13 protein-coding genes are annotated in these 17,418 nt (G+C 65.9%); 6 read left to right on the forward strand and 7 right to left on the reverse strand.

The features are described 5' to 3' along the window. Positions 1–15 precede the first annotated feature (15 nt). Entirely contained in the window at positions 16–150 is a 135-nt protein-coding gene (gene rpmH / locus KDK82_RS23745) for a 50S ribosomal protein L34 (protein ID WP_012207856.1), read from the reverse strand. Positions 151–564: 414 nt separating this feature from the next. Between rpmH and dnaA the strand changes: the two genes are divergently transcribed. The 3 genes from dnaA (at position 565) to gyrB (ending at position 5,993) form a co-directional block, all read left to right on the forward strand. After that, positions 565–1,971 carry a chromosomal replication initiator protein DnaA gene (gene dnaA / locus KDK82_RS23750; RefSeq protein ID WP_088166400.1) on the forward strand — a complete coding sequence of 469 codons (1,407 nt, stop codon included), beginning with the start codon at positions 565–567 and terminating at the stop codon, positions 1,969–1,971. Between the two features lie 121 nt (positions 1,972–2,092). Next, on the forward strand, positions 2,093–3,211 hold the full coding sequence (gene dnaN / locus KDK82_RS23755) for a DNA polymerase III subunit beta (protein ID WP_012201942.1): 1,119 nt from the start codon (positions 2,093–2,095) through the stop codon (positions 3,209–3,211). Between the two features lie 202 nt (positions 3,212–3,413). Beyond that, positions 3,414–5,993: a DNA topoisomerase (ATP-hydrolyzing) subunit B gene (gyrB, locus tag KDK82_RS23760; protein ID WP_012201943.1), complete on the forward strand. Its 2,580-nt coding sequence runs from the start codon at positions 3,414–3,416 to the stop codon at positions 5,991–5,993. Between the two features lie 80 nt (positions 5,994–6,073). Here the strand turns inward: gyrB and KDK82_RS23765 are convergent, their stop codons facing one another. After that, positions 6,074–7,180: a CaiB/BaiF CoA-transferase family protein gene (locus tag KDK82_RS23765; RefSeq protein ID WP_256974542.1), complete on the reverse strand. Its 1,107-nt coding sequence runs from the start codon at positions 7,178–7,180 to the stop codon at positions 6,074–6,076. A gap of 133 nt (positions 7,181–7,313) precedes the next feature. Next, complete coding sequence (locus KDK82_RS23770) at positions 7,314–8,234, reverse strand: LysR family transcriptional regulator (protein WP_088166682.1); 921 nt, start codon at positions 8,232–8,234, stop codon at positions 7,314–7,316. A gap of 126 nt (positions 8,235–8,360) precedes the next feature. Here KDK82_RS23770 and KDK82_RS23775 point away from each other — a divergent pair, with 126 nt between their 5' ends. From KDK82_RS23775 to KDK82_RS23785, 3 genes are all read left to right on the forward strand, one after another. Continuing rightward, the gene (locus tag KDK82_RS23775; RefSeq protein ID WP_088166402.1) at positions 8,361–9,344 is read left to right on the forward strand and encodes a tripartite tricarboxylate transporter substrate binding protein; all 984 of its coding nucleotides are present in this window, start codon (positions 8,361–8,363) and stop codon (positions 9,342–9,344) included. Between the two features lie 11 nt (positions 9,345–9,355). Further along, the gene (locus KDK82_RS23780; protein WP_016447265.1) at positions 9,356–9,820 is read left to right on the forward strand and encodes a MaoC family dehydratase; all 465 of its coding nucleotides are present in this window, start codon (positions 9,356–9,358) and stop codon (positions 9,818–9,820) included. 129 nt (positions 9,821–9,949) lie between these two features. Continuing rightward, positions 9,950–10,348, forward strand: a complete 399-nt coding sequence (locus KDK82_RS23785; RefSeq protein ID WP_013799932.1) for a YkgJ family cysteine cluster protein — start codon at positions 9,950–9,952, stop codon at positions 10,346–10,348. A 170-nt stretch (positions 10,349–10,518) separates the two neighbouring features. On the opposite strand, the gene KDK82_RS23790 is transcribed toward KDK82_RS23785, so the two are convergent. From KDK82_RS23790 to KDK82_RS23805, 4 genes are all read right to left on the reverse strand, one after another. Beyond that, the gene (locus KDK82_RS23790) at positions 10,519–11,925 is read right to left on the reverse strand and encodes a HAMP domain-containing sensor histidine kinase (RefSeq protein WP_088166403.1); all 1,407 of its coding nucleotides are present in this window, start codon (positions 11,923–11,925) and stop codon (positions 10,519–10,521) included. A gap of 4 nt (positions 11,926–11,929) precedes the next feature. Continuing rightward, positions 11,930–12,634, reverse strand: a complete 705-nt coding sequence (locus KDK82_RS23795; RefSeq protein WP_017407046.1) for a response regulator transcription factor — start codon at positions 12,632–12,634, stop codon at positions 11,930–11,932. A gap of 231 nt (positions 12,635–12,865) precedes the next feature. After that, positions 12,866–14,002, reverse strand: coding sequence for a TolC family protein (locus KDK82_RS23800; RefSeq protein WP_256974543.1), 1,137 nt, complete (start codon positions 14,000–14,002; stop codon positions 12,866–12,868). A gap of 292 nt (positions 14,003–14,294) precedes the next feature. Then, positions 14,295–17,399, reverse strand: coding sequence for an efflux RND transporter permease subunit (locus KDK82_RS23805; RefSeq protein WP_013799936.1), 3,105 nt, complete (start codon positions 17,397–17,399; stop codon positions 14,295–14,297). Between the last annotated feature and the right edge of the window lie 19 nt (positions 17,400–17,418).

Below are 17,418 nucleotides of genomic sequence, written 5' to 3' on the forward strand. Positions count from 1 at the left end.
CAGCAATGGCTGGCCTTAGACGGCCAGACGCTTGCGGCCCTTGGCGCGGCGAGCGTTGATCACGGCGCGGCCGCCCTTGGTCTTCATGCGGACCAGAAAGCCGTGGGTGCGGGCGCGACGGGTCTTGGAGGGTTGGTAAGTACGTTTCATGTTGGTTCCTAGAGAAGGTTCAGTTTTGCACCGGTCCCGTATCCGGCACGCTACACGCAGTGCAGCCAGCAGCCGCCACAAAGGCAAACCGCCAGGCCACCTGCCAAAAATCTGCACGATGCACTTGCCATGTGCAGCCCAAGGAGCAACCCCGAGAGGTTTCGCCCAAGGCCGCCAGCGGCAGCATGCAGACCCGATGCAGACGGGCGGGACATATCACCCTGAACACATTCAGGGAAACCCGCGATTATCACAGCGTTGTCCACTTGATGCAATGCCCTTCGAACCCGAAGGATGCCTGCCCATTTTGCGACAAGGCGGAGGACAAGCTCCTGATATTTTGTGGATAACTTCCGCAAAAGCTACAATGGCAGCCTCGCAACAGTTCCTCCTATCCACAACTAGACTTCGACAATGACAGAGGAACCTACGAACGATGCAGGCCAGGGCCTGTGGCAAGTCTGCGTTGAGCAACTGGGGCAGGAAATGCCCGAACAGCAGTTCAACACCTGGATCAAGCCCCTGACCGCGCACGTCGCCGAAGACTTCTCCAAAGTCACCGTCTACGTGGCCAACCGCTTCAAGCTCGACTGGATCCGCGCCCAATATGCAGGCCGCATCTCGGCCATGCTGGAGTCGCTCTATGGCCAGCCGGTGACGCTTGAGTTGGCACTTGCTCAGCGGGAAAGCGTTGTGCGGACTTACGTCCGCCCCTCCACCAGCGAGCGCTCGGCCCCGCCGGAAACCATTGTCACCTCGGTGCCCACGGTCACCAGCGAAGACGCGGCAGCGCCCGTATTTCGCACGCGCCTGAACGCCGCGCTGACCTTCGAGACCCTGGTGGAAGGTACGGCCAACCGCATGGCACGCTCGGCCGCCATGCATGTGGCGGGCTCGCCCGGACACCTGTACAACCCGCTGTTCATCTACGGCGGCGTGGGCCTGGGCAAGACCCACCTGGTGCATGCCGTGGGCAACAAGCTGCTGGCCGACAAGCCCGACGCCAAAGTTCTCTACATCCACGCCGAGCAGTTCGTCTCGGATGTGGTCAAGGCCTACCAGCGCCGCACCTTTGACGAATTCAAGGAGCGTTACCACTCGCTGGATCTGCTGCTGATCGACGACGTGCAGTTCTTCGCCAACAAGGACCGCACGCAGGAGGAGTTCTTCAACGCCTTCGAGGCGCTGCTGGCCAAGAAGAGCCACATCGTGATGACCTCGGACACCTATCCCAAGGGTCTGGCGAACATCCACGAGCGGCTGGTATCGCGCTTCGACTCCGGGCTGACGGTAGCCATCGAGCCGCCCGAGCTGGAGATGCGCGTGGCCATCCTGATCAACAAGGCCCGCGCCGAGAACGCCGAGATGCCCGAGGAAGTCGCCTTCTTCGTGGCCAAGAACGTGCGCTCCAACGTGCGCGAGCTCGAAGGCGCGCTGCGCAAGATCCTGGCCTATTCGCGCTTCAACCAGAAGGAAGTCTCCATCCAGCTGGCCCGCGAGGCCCTGCGTGATCTGCTGTCCATCCAGAACCGCCAGATCAGTGTGGAGAACATCCAGAAGACGGTGGCCGATTACTACAAGATCAAGGTGGCCGACATGTACAGCAAGAAGCGCCCGGCCAGCATCGCCCGGCCGCGCCAGATTGCCATGTACCTGGCCAAGGAATTGACCCAGAAGAGCCTGCCCGAGATCGGCGAGCTGTTCGGCGGGCGCGACCACACCACCGTGCTGCACGCGGTGCGCAAGATCGCCGGCGAACGCCAGCAACTGACCGAGCTGAACCAGCAGCTGCACGTGCTGGAGCAAACTCTCAAAGGTTGATGAAAACTCCCCCATTCTGGTCGTATGTACGCGGCAAAATGGGGGATTCGAGCGGCAAGAGGGGGCTCATTTGTGAGCCGCCGCTCCTACCGAGACCCGCATCCTTAAATCAGAGGTTGACATGATCGTCCTGAAAGCCACACAAGACAAAGTTCTCGCGGTCCTGCAATCGGTGTCCGGCATCGTCGAACGCCGCCACACGTTGCCCATCCTGGCCAACGTGCTGATCAAGAAGACCGGCAACGCATTGCAGCTGACCACCAGCGACCTGGAAATCCAGATCCGCACCACCGCCGAGCTCGGCGGCGACACCGGCGACTTCACCACCACCGTGGGCGCGCGCAAGCTGATCGACATCCTCAAGACCATGCCCGGCGACCAGACCGTGAGCCTGGAGACCCAGCAGGCCAAGATGGTGCTCAAGGGCGGCAAGAGCCGCTTCACGCTGCAGACCCTGCCGGCCGAGGACTTCCCGCTGGTGCAGGAGGCTGCGGCCTTCGGCCCGTCGTTCAGCGTGCCGCAGAAGGTGCTCAAGGACCTGCTGGGCCAGGTCTCCTTCGCGATGGCCGTGCAGGACATCCGCTACTACCTCAACGGCATCCTGTTCGTGGCCGAGGGCAAGCAGCTGTCCCTGGTGGCCACCGACGGCCACCGCCTGGCGTTCGCAAGCAGCCAGCTGGACGTGGAAGTGCCCAAGCAGGAAGTGATCCTGCCGCGCAAGACCGTGCTGGAGCTGCAGCGCCTGCTGTCGGATGCCGGCGGCGAGAACCAGCCCCACATCGAGATGCAGTTCGCCAACAACCAGGCCAAGTTCACCTTTGGCGGCATGGAGTTCGTGACCAAGCTGGTCGAGGGCAAGTTCCCCGACTACAACCGTGTCATCCCGCGCAACCACACCAACAGCGTGACCCTGGGCCGCGCCCCGCTGCTGGCAAGCCTGCAGCGAACGGCCATCATGACCAGCGACAAGTTCAAGGGCGTGCGCCTGACGGTGGAGCCCGGCACCTTGCGCGTGGCGTCCAACAACGCCGAGCAGGAAGAGGCCATGGACGAGCTGGACATCGACTACGGTGGCGACACCATCGAGATCGGCTTCAACGTCACCTACCTGATCGACGCCCTGTCCAACATGAGCCAGGACATGATCAGGATCGACCTGCAGGACGGCAACAGCTCGGCCCTGCTGACCATCCCCGAGAACGACAGCTTCAAGTACGTCGTGATGCCCATGCGCATCTGACCGCGCGCCACACGACACCGATGCCTGACACATTGCGCAGCCCCTGCACCTGCCGCCCGGTGGCACAAGCCGGTGCACGGTGCGCAACCACCCTACCCGACTCGTAGCCCGCAGCGCGCGTCCCTACGCACCGCGCCAGCGGCCGAATCGAACATTTTCAAGCGAAGCGACAGCTTCCGACGGAACTACCCCAGGGCCTTCCATGACCGACGAGAACAAGCCAGAAAACCAGACCATTGCCCCCGAAGGCTCAGACTCCAGCGGCTATGGCGAAGGTGCGATCCAGATCCTCGAAGGCCTGGAGGCCGTGCGCAAGCGCCCCGGCATGTACATCGGCGATACCTCCGATGGCACGGGCCTGCACCACCTGGTCTTCGAAGTGGTGGACAACTCCATCGACGAAGCCCTGGCCGGCTACTGCGACGACATCCTGGTCACCATCCATGCCGATGGCTCCCTGTCCGTCATCGACAACGGCCGTGGCATCCCCACGCGCGTGAAGATGGACGACAAGCACGAGCCCAAGCGCTCGGCGGCCGAGATCGCCCTCACCGAACTGCACGCGGGCGGCAAGTTCAACCAGAACAGCTACAAGGTCTCGGGCGGCCTGCACGGCGTGGGCGTGTCCTGCGTGAACGCGCTGTCCATCTGGCTCAAGCTCAACGTGCGCCGCGATGGCGAGGTCTACGAAATCGACTTCTCGCGCGGCCACGTGCAGAACCGCCCGATCGAGATCGTGGACGGCGTCGAGGTCTCGCCCATGCGCGTGGTCGGCAAGAGCGACAAGCGCGGCACCAAGGTCCACTTCCTTCCCGACACGGAAATCTTCACGCAGAACCATGAGTTCCGCTACGAGATCCTGGCCAAGCGCCTGCGCGAACTGTCCTTCCTGAACAACGGCGTGCGCATCCGCCTCAAGGACGAGCGCGACGGCCGCGAGGACGACTTCTCCGGCGCTGGCGGCGTCATGGGCTTCGTGCAGTTCATCAACGCCAACAAGAAGGTGCTGCATCCCACGGCCTTCCACGCCAACGGCACGCGCCCTGCGGAAAGCTACGGCGGCATCCCCGGCACCGAGATCGGCGTCGAAGTCGCCATGCAGTGGAACGACAGCTATGCCGAGCAGGTGCTGTGCTTCACCAACAACATCCCGCAGCGCGACGGCGGCACCCACCTGACGGGCCTGCGCGCCGCCATGACGCGCGTGATCGGCAAGTACATCGAGCAGAACGAACTGGCCAAGAAGGCCAAGGTCGAGGTCAGCGGCGACGACATGCGCGAAGGCCTGTGCTGCGTGCTGTCCGTGAAGGTGCCCGAACCCAAGTTCAGCAGCCAGACCAAGGACAAGCTGGTCTCCAGCGAAGTGCGCGCGCCCGTGGAAGACATCGTCGCCAAGGCGCTGACCGACTACCTGGAAGAAAAGCCCAACGACGCCAAGATCCTGTGCAGCAAGATCGTCGATGCCGCGCGTGCCCGCGAGGCCGCACGCAAGGCCCGCGAGATGACGCGCCGCAAGGGCGTGCTCGACGGCATGGGCCTGCCCGGCAAGCTGGCCGACTGCCAGGAAAAGGACCCGGCGCTGTGCGAGATCTACATCGTCGAGGGTGACTCCGCCGGCGGCTCCGCCAAGCAAGGTCGCGACCGCAAGTTCCAGGCCATCCTGCCGCTGCGCGGCAAGATCCTGAACGTGGAAAAGGCCCGCTACGAAAAGCTGCTGACCAGCAACGAAATCGTCACCCTGATCACGGCCCTGGGCACCGGCATCGGCAAGGCCACGGCCGAATCGGGCAAGAGCGGCAGCGACGACTTCGACCCCAACAAGCTGCGCTACCACCGCATCATCATCATGACCGACGCGGACGTGGACGGCGCCCACATCCGCACCCTGCTGCTGACCTTCTTCTACCGCCAGATGCCGGACCTGGTCGAGCGCGGCCACATCTACATCGCCCAGCCGCCGCTGTACAAGGTCAAGAACGGCAAGGAAGAGCTGTACATCAAGGACGGCCCCGCGCTCAACCAGTACCTGCTGCGCATCGCGCTGATGAACGCCAGCGTCAGCACCGGCGGCGCCAACCCGCGCACGCTGGACGGCGAGGAACTGGCCAAGCTGGCCAACATGCACCTGGCCGCCGAGACCGTCATCGACCGCCTGTCCAACTTCATGGATGCCGAGGCCCTGCGCGCCATCGCCGACGGCGTGCAGATCACGCTGGACAGCATCGAGGCTGCCCAGGCCTGCGCCCCCATCCTGGAGGCCAAGCTGCGCGAGTTGACCACCACGGGCGTGCCCGCCGAGGTCACGGCCGAAATCGATCCGGTCTCCGAAAAGCCCGTGCTGCGCATCAGCCGCCACCACCACGGCAACATCAAGAGCTCCATCCTCACCCAGGAGTTCGTGCGCAGCCACGACTACGCCGCGCTGGCCGACGAAGCCCAGAACTTCAACGGCCTGCTGGGCGAAGGCGCCAAGGTCACGCGTGGCGAGGGCGAAAAGGCCAAGAGCGACAAGGCCGGCGACTTCCGCCAGGCCATGCAATGGCTGCTGCACGAAGCCGAACGCACCACGGCCCGCCAGCGCTACAAGGGCCTGGGCGAAATGAACCCCGAGCAGCTGTGGGAAACCACCATGGACCCCACCGTGCGCAGCCTGCTGCAGGTGCAGATCGGCGACGCCATCGAGGCCGACCGCGTGTTCACCATGCTCATGGGCGACGAAGTGGAGCCACGCCGGGAATTCATCGAGACGAATGCGCTGCGGGCGGGCAATATCGACGTCTGATCCAGCCGAACGGCACACTGCAAAAAGCGCTCTGCAAGGAGCGCTTTTTTCATGGCCGGACCCTGGCCCCCTGGCCATGTTCACCGCCCGCCAAACTCCTCCCACAGCGCCTGCGTATGCTCGCCCAGCGCGGGCACGGCGCCCATGGCGGCTTCGGCATCCGACAGCGTGGCCGGGGGCAGCAGGGCCTGGATGCTGCCGGCGGGCGTGGCGACTTCGCGCCAGCGTTGGCGCGCCTGCAATTGCGGATGGTTCCGGACCGCGTGCATGTCGTTGAGCGGCGCGTTGGCGATGCCGCCTGCATCCAGGCGCTGCATGGCCTGTTCTCGGTTCAGGTGGGCCAGCACGGATGCGATCACCGCATCGAGTTCCGCGCGGTGCGCCACGCGCTGCAGGTTGGTGGCAAAGCGCGCGTCCTGCGCCAGCGCGGGCTGCTGCAGCACATGGGTGCAGAAGCTGTGCCATTCGCGGTCGTTCTGCAGGCCGAAGATCAGGCTCTGGCCATCACCGGCCGTGTACTGGCCATAGGGCGCGATGGAAGGATGGGTCAGCCCGCTGCGCGCAGGCGCCGTGCCGCCGTAGTGGGCGAAGTTCAGCGGGTAGGACATCCATTCGGCCAGCGCCTCCAGCATGGACACCTCCACGCGCAGGCCCCGGCCGGTGCGGGCGCGCTGCAGCAGCGCAGACAGGATGCCCGAGTAGGCATACATGCCGGCCGCGATATCGGCGATGGAAATGCCCACGCGTGCGGGCTGGTCGGGCGTGCCCGTGACCGAGATCAGGCCGGCTGCCGCCTGGATCAGCAGGTCGTAGGCCTTCCTGTCGCTGAGCGGGCCGCCTTCGCCATAGCCCGATATATCGCAGACGATGAGACGCGGATATTTCTCATGCAGGCTGTCGAAATCCATGCCCATTCTCTGCATGGCACCCGGGGCCAGGTTCTGGATCAGGATATCGGCGTTTTCCAGTATTTTCCCGACGATATGCTGCCCCTCGGCAGTCTTGATATCCGCAGCCAGGCTTTGCTTTCCCCGATTGGCCCAGACAAAAAAAGATGATTCACCATGGACCTTGTCGTCATAGCCCCGCGCAAAATCCCCATCGGGCAATCGCTCCAGCTTGATGACCCTGGCACCCAGGTCCGCCAGTTGCCGGCTGGCAAAAGGCCCTGCCACGGCGTGTTCCATGGCCAATACCGTCAAACCATCCAATGGGCGTGTCTGCATTTTCCTGAACGAGGCGAATATTCGATTCGCCGCATTCTAGAAGTGCGACAATCACCCAGCCAGTCGGCATTTTCTAAGCGGAATTTCAAATCTTCTAAGGCAGGGATTCCTGCACGGCGCCTTCCTCGGGCAAAGGCTGGGCCGCCACATAGGCCACGAAATCGCGGGCATAGGCGGGCAGGGTTTCGGGTTCGCGCGTGACCACCCTCTGCTCGCGCTGCGCCCAGGCCTCGTCCAGGCCCACGGCAACCAGCCGGCCCGCCTGCAGCGCCGGCCGGGCAATGGAGCGCGGCACCAGCGCAATGCCCACGCCTTCCTGTACGCACTGCAGCACGGCCTCGAACGTAGGTGCGTGCACACGTACCCTGGGATTCATGCCCAGCCTGGAGGCCATGCCTTGGAGGTAGAGGAAGTTGCTGGTCTTGCGGCCGATCGAGACCAAGTCGTAGGTCAGCGCGGTTTCCAGCGGCACCCTGCTGCTGGCGGCCAAGGGGTGGCCAGCGGGCACCACAAACACCAGTTCATCGTGGCCATAGGTGATGGCATGCAGGCCATGCAGATCAATCTGGCCGGCCACCAGGCCCACGTCGGCACTGCCATCCAGCACGGCGCGCACCGTGTCTTCGCTCAGGCGCTCCTCCAGGTCCACATTGACGTTCGGATAATGGGCCAGATAGCGGCTGAGCACGGGCGCGATTCCCGTCAGCGTGCTGCTGTTGGCAAAGACGCGGATATGTCCCGATATTCCGTTGATGTGTCTTTGCATTTCTCCGTGCAAGCGGTCTACGCTGCCGAAAATGGAATCGGCGTATTTCTTGACCGTCATTCCCGCCGGGGTCAGCACCATGCCTTTGGACGTTCTTTCAAACAGCGATGCACCCATGGCCTGCTCCAGATTCTTGAGCCGGTAGCTGGCCGATGGCGCCGTCAAATGCATTTCAGCCGCGCCGGCGCTGAGGCTTTTGGCCTGGGCAATGGCAAGGAAAACCCTGAGATCCGTCAATTCATATCGCATCCGTTGCATGCCCGCCGGGAGCATTTCCTTGGTGTTAGACGGTTTCTAACCGCCCTATCAATGATTCGACTGGCTGCATTGGCAGCGCATTTCTATAGTCGGCGCCAGGAGACAACGGGGAAAATTATGGACTTCAAGACGGCAAGACGCCAAACCCTTCTCACCGCCCTGCTTCTGGCCGCAGGCGCGGCCGCAGCGCAGGACTATCCTGCGCGCCCCATCAAGCTGGTGATTCCCTATGCGGCAGGCGGCCCCACCGACACCTTCGGCCGCGCCATGGCCGATGTCTGGAGCCAGAAGCTGGGCACGCCCGTGGTGATCGAGAACCGCACGGGTGCCGGCACCCTGGTGGGCACGGAGGCGGTTGCCAAGGCAGCCCCTGACGGCTACACCCTGCTGCTGACCACGGTGGCGCATGCCGTCAATCCCTACATCCACGACAAGCTGGGCTACCGCACGGAGGAAGACTTCGCGCCCGTGGGACTGCTCGCCAGGGCGCCGCTGGTGCTGGTGGTGGACAAGCGGCTGCCCGTGCAAAGCCTGCCGGATTTCCTGGCCTATCTGCGGGCGCGGCCCGGCCAGGTCAGCTATGCATCGGCGGGCGTGGGCAGCGCTCCGCATCTGGGTGCGGAGCTGCTGAACCTGATGGCGGGAACCCGGGCCCAGCATGTGCCCTACCGGGGCAGTGCGCCGGCCATACAGGACCTCATCGGCGGGCACCTGGCCTTCATGCTGGACAGCGCTCCCACGGGCCTGGCCCAGGTCAAGGCGGGCACGGTGCGCCTGCTGGCCACCACCATGGCCCAGCGCCTGCCGCAGACGCCCGACACGCCTGCCATTGCCGAGCAGGTGCCCGGCTACGAGGCCTATACCTGGAACGCCGTGTTCGCCCCCGCAGGCACGCCGCCAGCGCTGATTGCCCGCCTGCAGTCCAGCCTGCAGTCCAGCCTGCAGGCCACGGTGGACGATGCCGGGCTGCAGAAAAAGGCCTACGACATGGGCCTGGTGCTGGAAAAGCAGCCGCGCCCCCAGGCGCTGGCCGCCTTCCTCAAGCAGGAGCTGGACAAATGGGGCAAGGTCGCCCGGGCCGCCCACATGAGCGCGAACTGAGGAGAGTCGCCATGCCACGCCATCCATCCCTGTGCGCCCAGCGCTACTTTGAAGACTTCGCGCTGGGCGAAGTCTTCGCCCTGCCCTCGCGCACCATGACCGATGCCCTGTTCGCCGCCTTCCAGCTGGCCAGCGGCGACAACCATCCCGTGCACTACGACGTGGAGTACTGCCGCGCGCGCGGCATGCCCCATATGCTGGCCCACGGCTACCAGGTGGCCATACAGACGGCGGCAGGCGCCGGCCTGTTCCCGCACATGGTCGAGGAATCGCTCAAGGGCTTTCTGGAGCAGGGCAGCCGCTTCCTGGCCCCCGTCCATGTGGGCGACACGCTGTACTGCACGCTGACGGTGTCCGAGCTCAAGCCCGGCAACACCACGGGCGTGCTGACCCTGGCCACCGAGGTGCTGAACCAGCGCGACGAGCGGGTGTCGGACGGGTTTCAGAAATACCTGTTGAGGAAGCGGCCGGCCTGAAGGCCAGGGGATGGATGCAGGGGCAGCGTCCCCCAAAGACCCGGCCCCTCGCTTGGCTACGCCGGCGCGGCAACCGCCGCCGGGCTTTCTGGCGAAAAATAGCGGCCCTGCACACGCCCATCCCCCACCATGAGATCCCCCATCAGCATCGTCGACGTCGACCGCCTCGACTCCTGGAGCAAATACAAGCCCGGCATGTGCGACAGCTGTGCGGCCAACTGCTGCACCATGCCGCTGGAGGTGCAGCTGCCCGATCTGGTACGGCTGGAGCTGGTGGATCCGTTCGAGGTGGACAACGTGGAGCCCAAGCTCATCGCCAAGCGGTTGATGAAGATGCGGCTGATCGACCACTACAACCCCAAGCACAACATCTTCACCATGGCGCGGCGCGCCAGCGGGGACTGCAATTTCCTGGATGCCAAGTCGCGGCGCTGCACGGTATACGACAAGCGGCCCGAAACCTGTCGCCTGCACCCCAAGAAGGGGCCCAAGCCCGGCTTTTGCGCCTACGGTCACAAGGACCGCTGACAGCAGCTGTTGCTCAAGACTTTCAACTCCTGCAAGTTCCAGCAATAGCCAAAAGCGCTTGAAACTGGCACAACCCAGGCCAGGGACGCCGAGGAAGGGCCGTCCCGCACCGAGGGTGTCGTCCCCCTCCCCCGCGAAGCGGGTAGAGAGGGGGAAGCGGCGTAAGCCGCTCAGGGGGAGTTGCCAGGCAAGCCCGGCAGCCAGATGCGCGCCTGCAGGCCCGGATGCATGTTCTCGAAGCCCAGCTTGCCGCCATGCAGCTGCACGATGGCCAGCACGCTGGCCAGGCCCAGGCCATAGCCTTCGCGGTCCGATTCGGCGCGGTAAAAGCGGGTGCTCATCTTCTCGCGCGTCTGCGCGTCCACGCCGGGGCCGCGGTCCTGCACGATGATTTCCACACCCCAGGCTCCGCCGTCCATGCCGTGCTCGTGGGCCACGCCCGCGCGCAGCAGCATGTCGGCGCCGTGGTCGCTGTCGGGCAGTGATCCGTACTTGATGGCGTTGTCCACGAGGTTGGCCACGGCGCTGGCCAGCAGGTCGCCGTCGCCCAGCGCCATGGGCGTGCCCTCGACCTCCAGGCGCAGCACGCCGCCCGCGTCCTCGACCAGCGGTTCGTAGAACTCCACCACGTCGACCAGCAGGGCACGCAGGTCCACGGGCGCGAAGTTCTTGCGGCTGGCGCCGCTTTCCACTTCGGCGATCTGCAGCAGCTTGTCGAAGACCACGCCCAGCTCGGCCACTTCCTGGGCCACCAGCGCCAGCGTCTCGTTCTTTTCCTCGGGCGTGGCCTGCTGGGCATTGCGCAGGCGCAGCAGGATGCGCGTCAGCGGCGTGCGCAGGTTGTGGGCGATGGTGTTGGAGACATGGCGTATGCCGTCCATCAGCAGTTCCAGCCGGTCCAGCATGGTGTTGATGTCGCGGTTGAGCAGCGTGAACTCATCGTCGCGGCGCGTGACCGGAATGCGCTGGCGCAGGTCGCCCGTGGCCACGCGCGCCATGGTGCTGCGGATGTCGGCGGCACGCTCTTCCACCACGCGCCGGAAGGCCCCGGCGCCCAGCACGGCCATGCCCAGGGCCACCAGGCCGGCCAGCAGGCTGGCGCGGCCGAACAGTTCCTCCACATCGCTTTGCACCTGCATGTCGCTGCCCACGGCCAGCAGCTTGCCGTCGGACAGCTGGGCCACGGCCACGCGGCCCGCGATGATGCGGCCGTTGCGCCGCACCTTGAGATCACGCACGCCCATCTCCGTCAGGCGGCGTGCAGGCACCACGTCGGCGTTGCCGATGATGGGATTGCCGTCGCCATCCATGAGGATGAGGATTTCGGTATCGGTGTTGACGCCGTCCAGCAGGGTCTGCTGGATCTCGGCCTCCAGCGCGGGCTCGCCGTACTTGTCGCGGTGCTCGACCAGGCGGCGCATGTGGTTCTCGGCCTGCCGGTCCATGCGCATGCGCAGCACGCCCACGGTCTGCACGTAGAACACCGACAGCACGATGGACATGGTCAGCACCAGCAGCACGCCGTAGGTCAGCGCCAACCGGAAGGCCGTGGAGCTCCAGGGCTTGGCCAGCGACATGGGATCAGGCCACCTGCGGCAGGTCCTGCGGCCGGTCCGACAGGCTGTAGCCCACGCCGCGCACGGTGTGGATCAGCGCAGGCTCGAAGCCCTTGTCCACCTTGCCGCGCAGGCGGCTGATGTGCACGTCGATGACATTGGTCTGCGGGTCGAACCGGTAGTCCCACACCGACTCCAGCAGCATGGTGCGCGTGACGATCTGGTGCGCATGCTGCATCAGAAACGCCAGCAGGCGGAACTCGCGCGGCTGCAGGGCCAGCGGCTGGCCCGCGCGCTCGGCACTGCGCGTGAGCAGGTTCAGCCGCAGGTCGGCCAGGCGCATCTCGCGCGCGGGGGCCGGGATCTGGGCGCGGCGCACCAGGGCCTCCAGGCGCGCCGAGAGTTCGGAGAAGGCAAAGGGCTTGGTCAGGTAGTCGTCGCAGCCGGCCTTGAGGCCGCGCACGCGCTCGTCCGTGGCCGACAGGGCGCTGAGCACCAGCACCGGCGTCTGCTTGCCCATGGAGCGCAGCGTCTGCAGGATCTGCAGGCCGTCGAAGCCGTTGGGCAGCATGCGGTCGAGGATGATCACATCCCAGCTCTCGCCCACGGCCATGGCGATGCCCTGCACACCATCGCTGCACACCGCCACCTGCGCGCCCTGCTGGCGCAGGCCTTCGGCGATGTAGCGCGCGTTCAGCGCGTCGTCTTCGATGATGAGATAGCGGTACATGCGGGCGGCAGGGCCTGACTCGAAACTGAGGCAGACACTATACGGCGCGCCAGACTCCGCCGAGATCGGTGGGGGTGCCGGCATGTTTACCACCTCTTTTCAGCCTTGGGCTGCGCTGCGCGGCATCGCACCGCATGAAACTGGCGTGATCCGGACCAGGCACACTGCGGGGTGCCACCCAGGGTCCGACCGCCCCTCCCGCACAGCAGGAGGGGAAGGGCGTCAAGCGCCTCAGGGCGCTGCCCACATCGGCAGATCGCCGCTGGCCACGCGCACCTGCCACTCGGCCAGCATCATTTCCTTGACCAGGTCCAGGTGCTCCAGGCGGTGCTCGTTGATGGAGCCCAGCGAATCGATCAGCTCCAGGATGGAGCCCTGGCCCAGCTTGTAGGCGTCCTGGGCCATCTGGTTGAGCGGCGCGATCTGGGCCAGGCCCTGCTTTTCGTAGGCGCGCACGGCATCGCGGCGCAGCTTCAGTTGCTTGATGGCGCGCTGCAGCTCGGTGCGCGCCTCGATCAGCGCAGCGTCGTAGCGCAGCTGGGCCTGTTCGGCCTCCACCTGGGCACGCGCGATAGGGCCTTCGCGGCGATCGAACAGCGGCAGCTCCACCGACACGCCGATCTGGTTGTAGTTGCCGTCAAGGCGGTTGCGCACGCGCGCCACGCTCACGCTGGGCGTGGGCAGGGCTTCGCGGCGTTCCAGCTCGACCTTGTGGCGCAGCTGGTCCAGCTCGGCCTGGGCAGCGACCAGGGCCGGCAGGCGCTGGCGCGCGGCCTCCCAGAGCTCCTGCTCGTGCAGCAGCTGGCCCACGGGCACGGCCTGCAGGCTGCCCGTGGCGCGCGGCGCCCATTGGGGCAGGGCGGCCAGGGCGGCGGCGTGCGAGGCGGCGTCCTGCCAGTCCGACTGGGCCTGGCTGACCTGCATGGCCATCTGGGCCTGCTGCAGGCTCAGGCGGGCGCCGTCATAGCGGCTGCGCGCGCCGGCCTCGATCTGGCCGCGCACGATATTGCCTGCGCCGTTCAGCGCCTCCTGCGCCTCTTCCCACACCTTCAGGCGCTGCTGCGTCATCAGCAGGTCGATGAAGGCCGTGGCTGCATCATTGAGCGTGGTGGCCACGGCCACCTCGACATTGGCACGCGCCGCCGTCTCGCCCTTGCGCGCGTTCTCCATGCGCAAACGCCGCTGGCCGAAGATGGGCAGCGGCTGCTCTATGCCCCACTGCTTCTCGCCCGGCTTGCTGCTGTACGACGCCGTGGGATTGGGAAACGCCGCCGCCGTGCGGCTGTCCGCCTGCGCAATCCCGATCTGCAACCGCTGCGCCGCCAGCTGGGGCTGGTTGCGCACCACCATCTGCAGATACTCCTGCATCCCCACCGGCTGCTGCGGCGCAGCCGCCGGAGCCACCTCGGAGGCAGGCGCCGCAGTGATGGCCGGCACAGCCGACCCGCCCGGTACAGCGGGCACAGCCTGCTGCGCAAGCGCAGAACCCGCCCCCCAGCACAGCGCCACAGCCACAAACAGGGCCCGATAAGGTGAACGACCCGCAAAACCGGCACGGCCCAAATCAGAGACGCCAAGCAAGAGCCGCCTCGCGGCGATGGCGTCGTCCCCCTCCCGCGAAGCGAGAGAGGGGGAAGCGGCGCAGCCGCTCAGGGGGTGCTTACTCTTTTTCATCGAGTTCTTCCTGCGTCAACATGTTCTTGGGGCCCAGCAGCGCATAGAGCACGGGCAGCAGCACCAGGGCCACCAGGGGCAGCACCACCATGCCGCCCACGATCACGGAGGCGAAGGGCTTTTGCGTCTCGCTGCCCACGCCCGTGGACAGCGCCATGGGCAGCAGGCCCAGCAGCGCCAGCAGCGCCACGAGCACGATGGAGCGCATGCGTTCGGCAGCGCCCTCGACCAGGGCCTGCATCATGGGCATGCCCTGCCGTCGCAATTCCTCCACGGCCGAGATCACCAGCAGGCCGGCCAGCGCCACCTGTCCCAGCAGCGCGATGAAGCCGATGGCCGCGCTGATGGACAGCTCGATGCCCGCAAAGTGCAGGGCCGCGATGCCGCCCACCATGGTGAAGGGCGCGCACAGCAAGATGATGCCGGCGCTGCGCGCCTGGCCCAGCGCGCCGAACAGCAGGGCGTAGACGATGATCAGCGACAGCGGCACCACGATCTTCAGGCGTGCGGCCGCGCGCTGCTGGTTCTCCCACTCGCCGCCCCAGACGGCCTGGTAGCCCTCGGGGATCTTCACGTTCTTCTTGAACGTGGCCAGCGTGTCCTTGACCACGGAGCCGATGTCACGGCCTTCCACGTTGAACTTGAGCGCCATGTAGCGCGCATTGCCTTCGCGGAAGATGGAGGAGTTGCCGATCTTGATGGCGACCTGGCCCACCGAATGCAGCGGCACCGAGCCGCCGTTGGGCAGCGGGATGGCGATGTTGCGGATGCGCTCCTCATCCATGCGGTCCACATAGGGCAGGCGCACGCGCACGGGCACGGGGTACTCGCCCTCCCACAGCGTGGTGGAGATGTTGCCGGCCAGCGCCGCCTCCAGCGTCTTTTGCGCGGTCTCCATGGCAATGCCCTGGCGCGCCAGCGACTGGCGGTCGAACTCCACGTGGACCTGGGGTGCAGGCGCATCGCGGTACAGGCCCAGATCGACCACGCCGTCGATGTCCTTCACCAGGTCCACAGTCTGCTGCAGGATGGCGCGCAGCTGCGGAATGTCGGGGCCGAAGACCTTGAGCACCACCTGGCCGCGCGCGCCGGACGTCGATTCCTCCACGCTGTCGCGGATGGGCTGGGCGAAGTTGAACGACACGCCCGGAATCTCGCTCAGCGTAGCGCGCATCTGCTCGATGAGCTGGGGCTTGGTCAGGCCCTTGCGCCATTCGCCGTGGCCCTTCAGGCGCACCAGAACCTTGGCCAGGTTCAGTGTCTCGTTGTCGGTGCCGGACTCGGGCCGGCCCTGCTCGGTGGTGACGGTGATCACCTCGGGGAAGGTCTTCAGGCGCAGGCGCACGTCGCGCAGCACTTCCTGGCCCTTTTCCAGCGAGATCGATGCGGGCATCTGCACCAGCACATAGGCATCGCCTTCATCGAGCTCGGGCAGGAATTCCGTGCCCAGCCAGGCCGCCGACAGGCCGGCCGCCACCAGGATGGCGAGCGAGCCGACGATGACGATGACGCGGCGGCGCCCGGCACCCAGCAGGGTGCCGATCCAGTGCTGGTAGCCGTGGTGCGCGCGATCGAAGATCTTGGGCTCTTCCACCATCACGTGCTGGGGCTTGAGGAACAGCGCGCACAGCGCCGGCACCAGGCCCATGGCGAAGACCAGGGCGCCCAGCAGCGCGAAGCTGTAGGTCATGGCCAGCGGACGGAAGATGCGGCCCTCGATGCTTTCCAGCGAGAACACGGGGATCAGCGCCGCGATCACGATGGCCATGGCGAACAGCGTGGGCTTGGCCACGGCCACGGCCGAGTCGATGATGATGTGGCGCATGTCCGCCTGCGTCTGCGGCTTGCGCAGGCGGGCGTTGCGGATGATGTTCTCGGCCAGCACCACGGCACCGTCCACCATGATGCCGAAGTCGATGGCGCCCATGGAGATCAGGTTGGCCGGCATACCCAGCAGGTGCAGGCCGATGAAGGCCACCAGCAGCGACAGCGGGATCACCGTGGCCACGATCAGCGAGCCGCGCAGGCTGCGCAGGAACAGCCACAGCACGCCCACGATCAGCGTGGCGCCGAACAGCAGGTTGTGCTGCACCGTGCCCAGCGTGTGGCCGACCAGATCGGAGCGGTCGTAGTTGGTCTCCATGTGCATGCCCTCGGGCAGGCCGCCGTCATTGAGCGCGGCCACCTTGGCATGGATCTGGTCCAGCACCACCGAGGGGTTCTCGCCGCGCTTGAGCAGCACGATGCCCTGGACCACGTCGTCGGCATCGTCCATGCCCACCGAGCCCTGGCGCGGCGTGTGCGACTGCACCACGCGCGCCACGTCGCCAATGGTCACGGGCGCGCTGCCGCGCATGGCCACGACCACGCCTTGGATCTCCTGCGGCGTGCGCAGCAGGCCGATGCCGCGGATGATCAGCGACTGCTCGCCGCGGCGCATCAGGCCGCCGCCCACGTTGCGGTTGGACTTGGACAGGGCATCGCTCACGTCTTCCAGCGACAGGCCCAGCGCATACAGCTTCTCGGGATCCACCTCGACGTGGTACTCCTTGACGAAGCCGCCGATGCTGACCACGTCGGCCACGCCCTGCACCTGCTTGAGGGTGCGGACCACGCGCCATTCCTGCTCGGTGCGCAGCTGCGCCAGCGTGTGGCGATCGCTCTTCAGGCGGTAGTAGAAGATCTTGCCCAGCGGCGTGTAGTCGGGCGCCATCTCGGGCGTGACACCGTCGGGCAGATTGGCCTGGGGCAGGCGCTGCGACACCTCGGCGCGCGCATGGAAACTGTCGGCATCGTCATTGAAGACGAGGTTGATCATGGCCAGGCCGAAGTAGCTCTCCGAGCGCAGCGACACCAGGCCCGGCGTGCCGTTGAGCTCGCGCTCCAGCGGCTGGGTGATCTGGCGCTCCACCTCCTCGGGGGCCAGGCCCGGCGCCTGGGCAATCACGCCGACCTGCACATTGGTCACATCGGGATAGGCCTCTATGGCCGTGTGCAGGTATGAGTACACGCCATAGATGGCGATGATCAGGGTGGCACACAGGGCGACGAGCCGCCGGTGCACCACAAACGCTATCAGGGAACGCAGCATTGATGAGTCTCCTGGCCGC

The sequence above is a fragment of the Delftia sp. K82 genome, assembly GCF_002193035.1.
GTDB lineage: Bacteria > Pseudomonadota > Gammaproteobacteria > Burkholderiales > Burkholderiaceae_C > Comamonas > Comamonas acidovorans.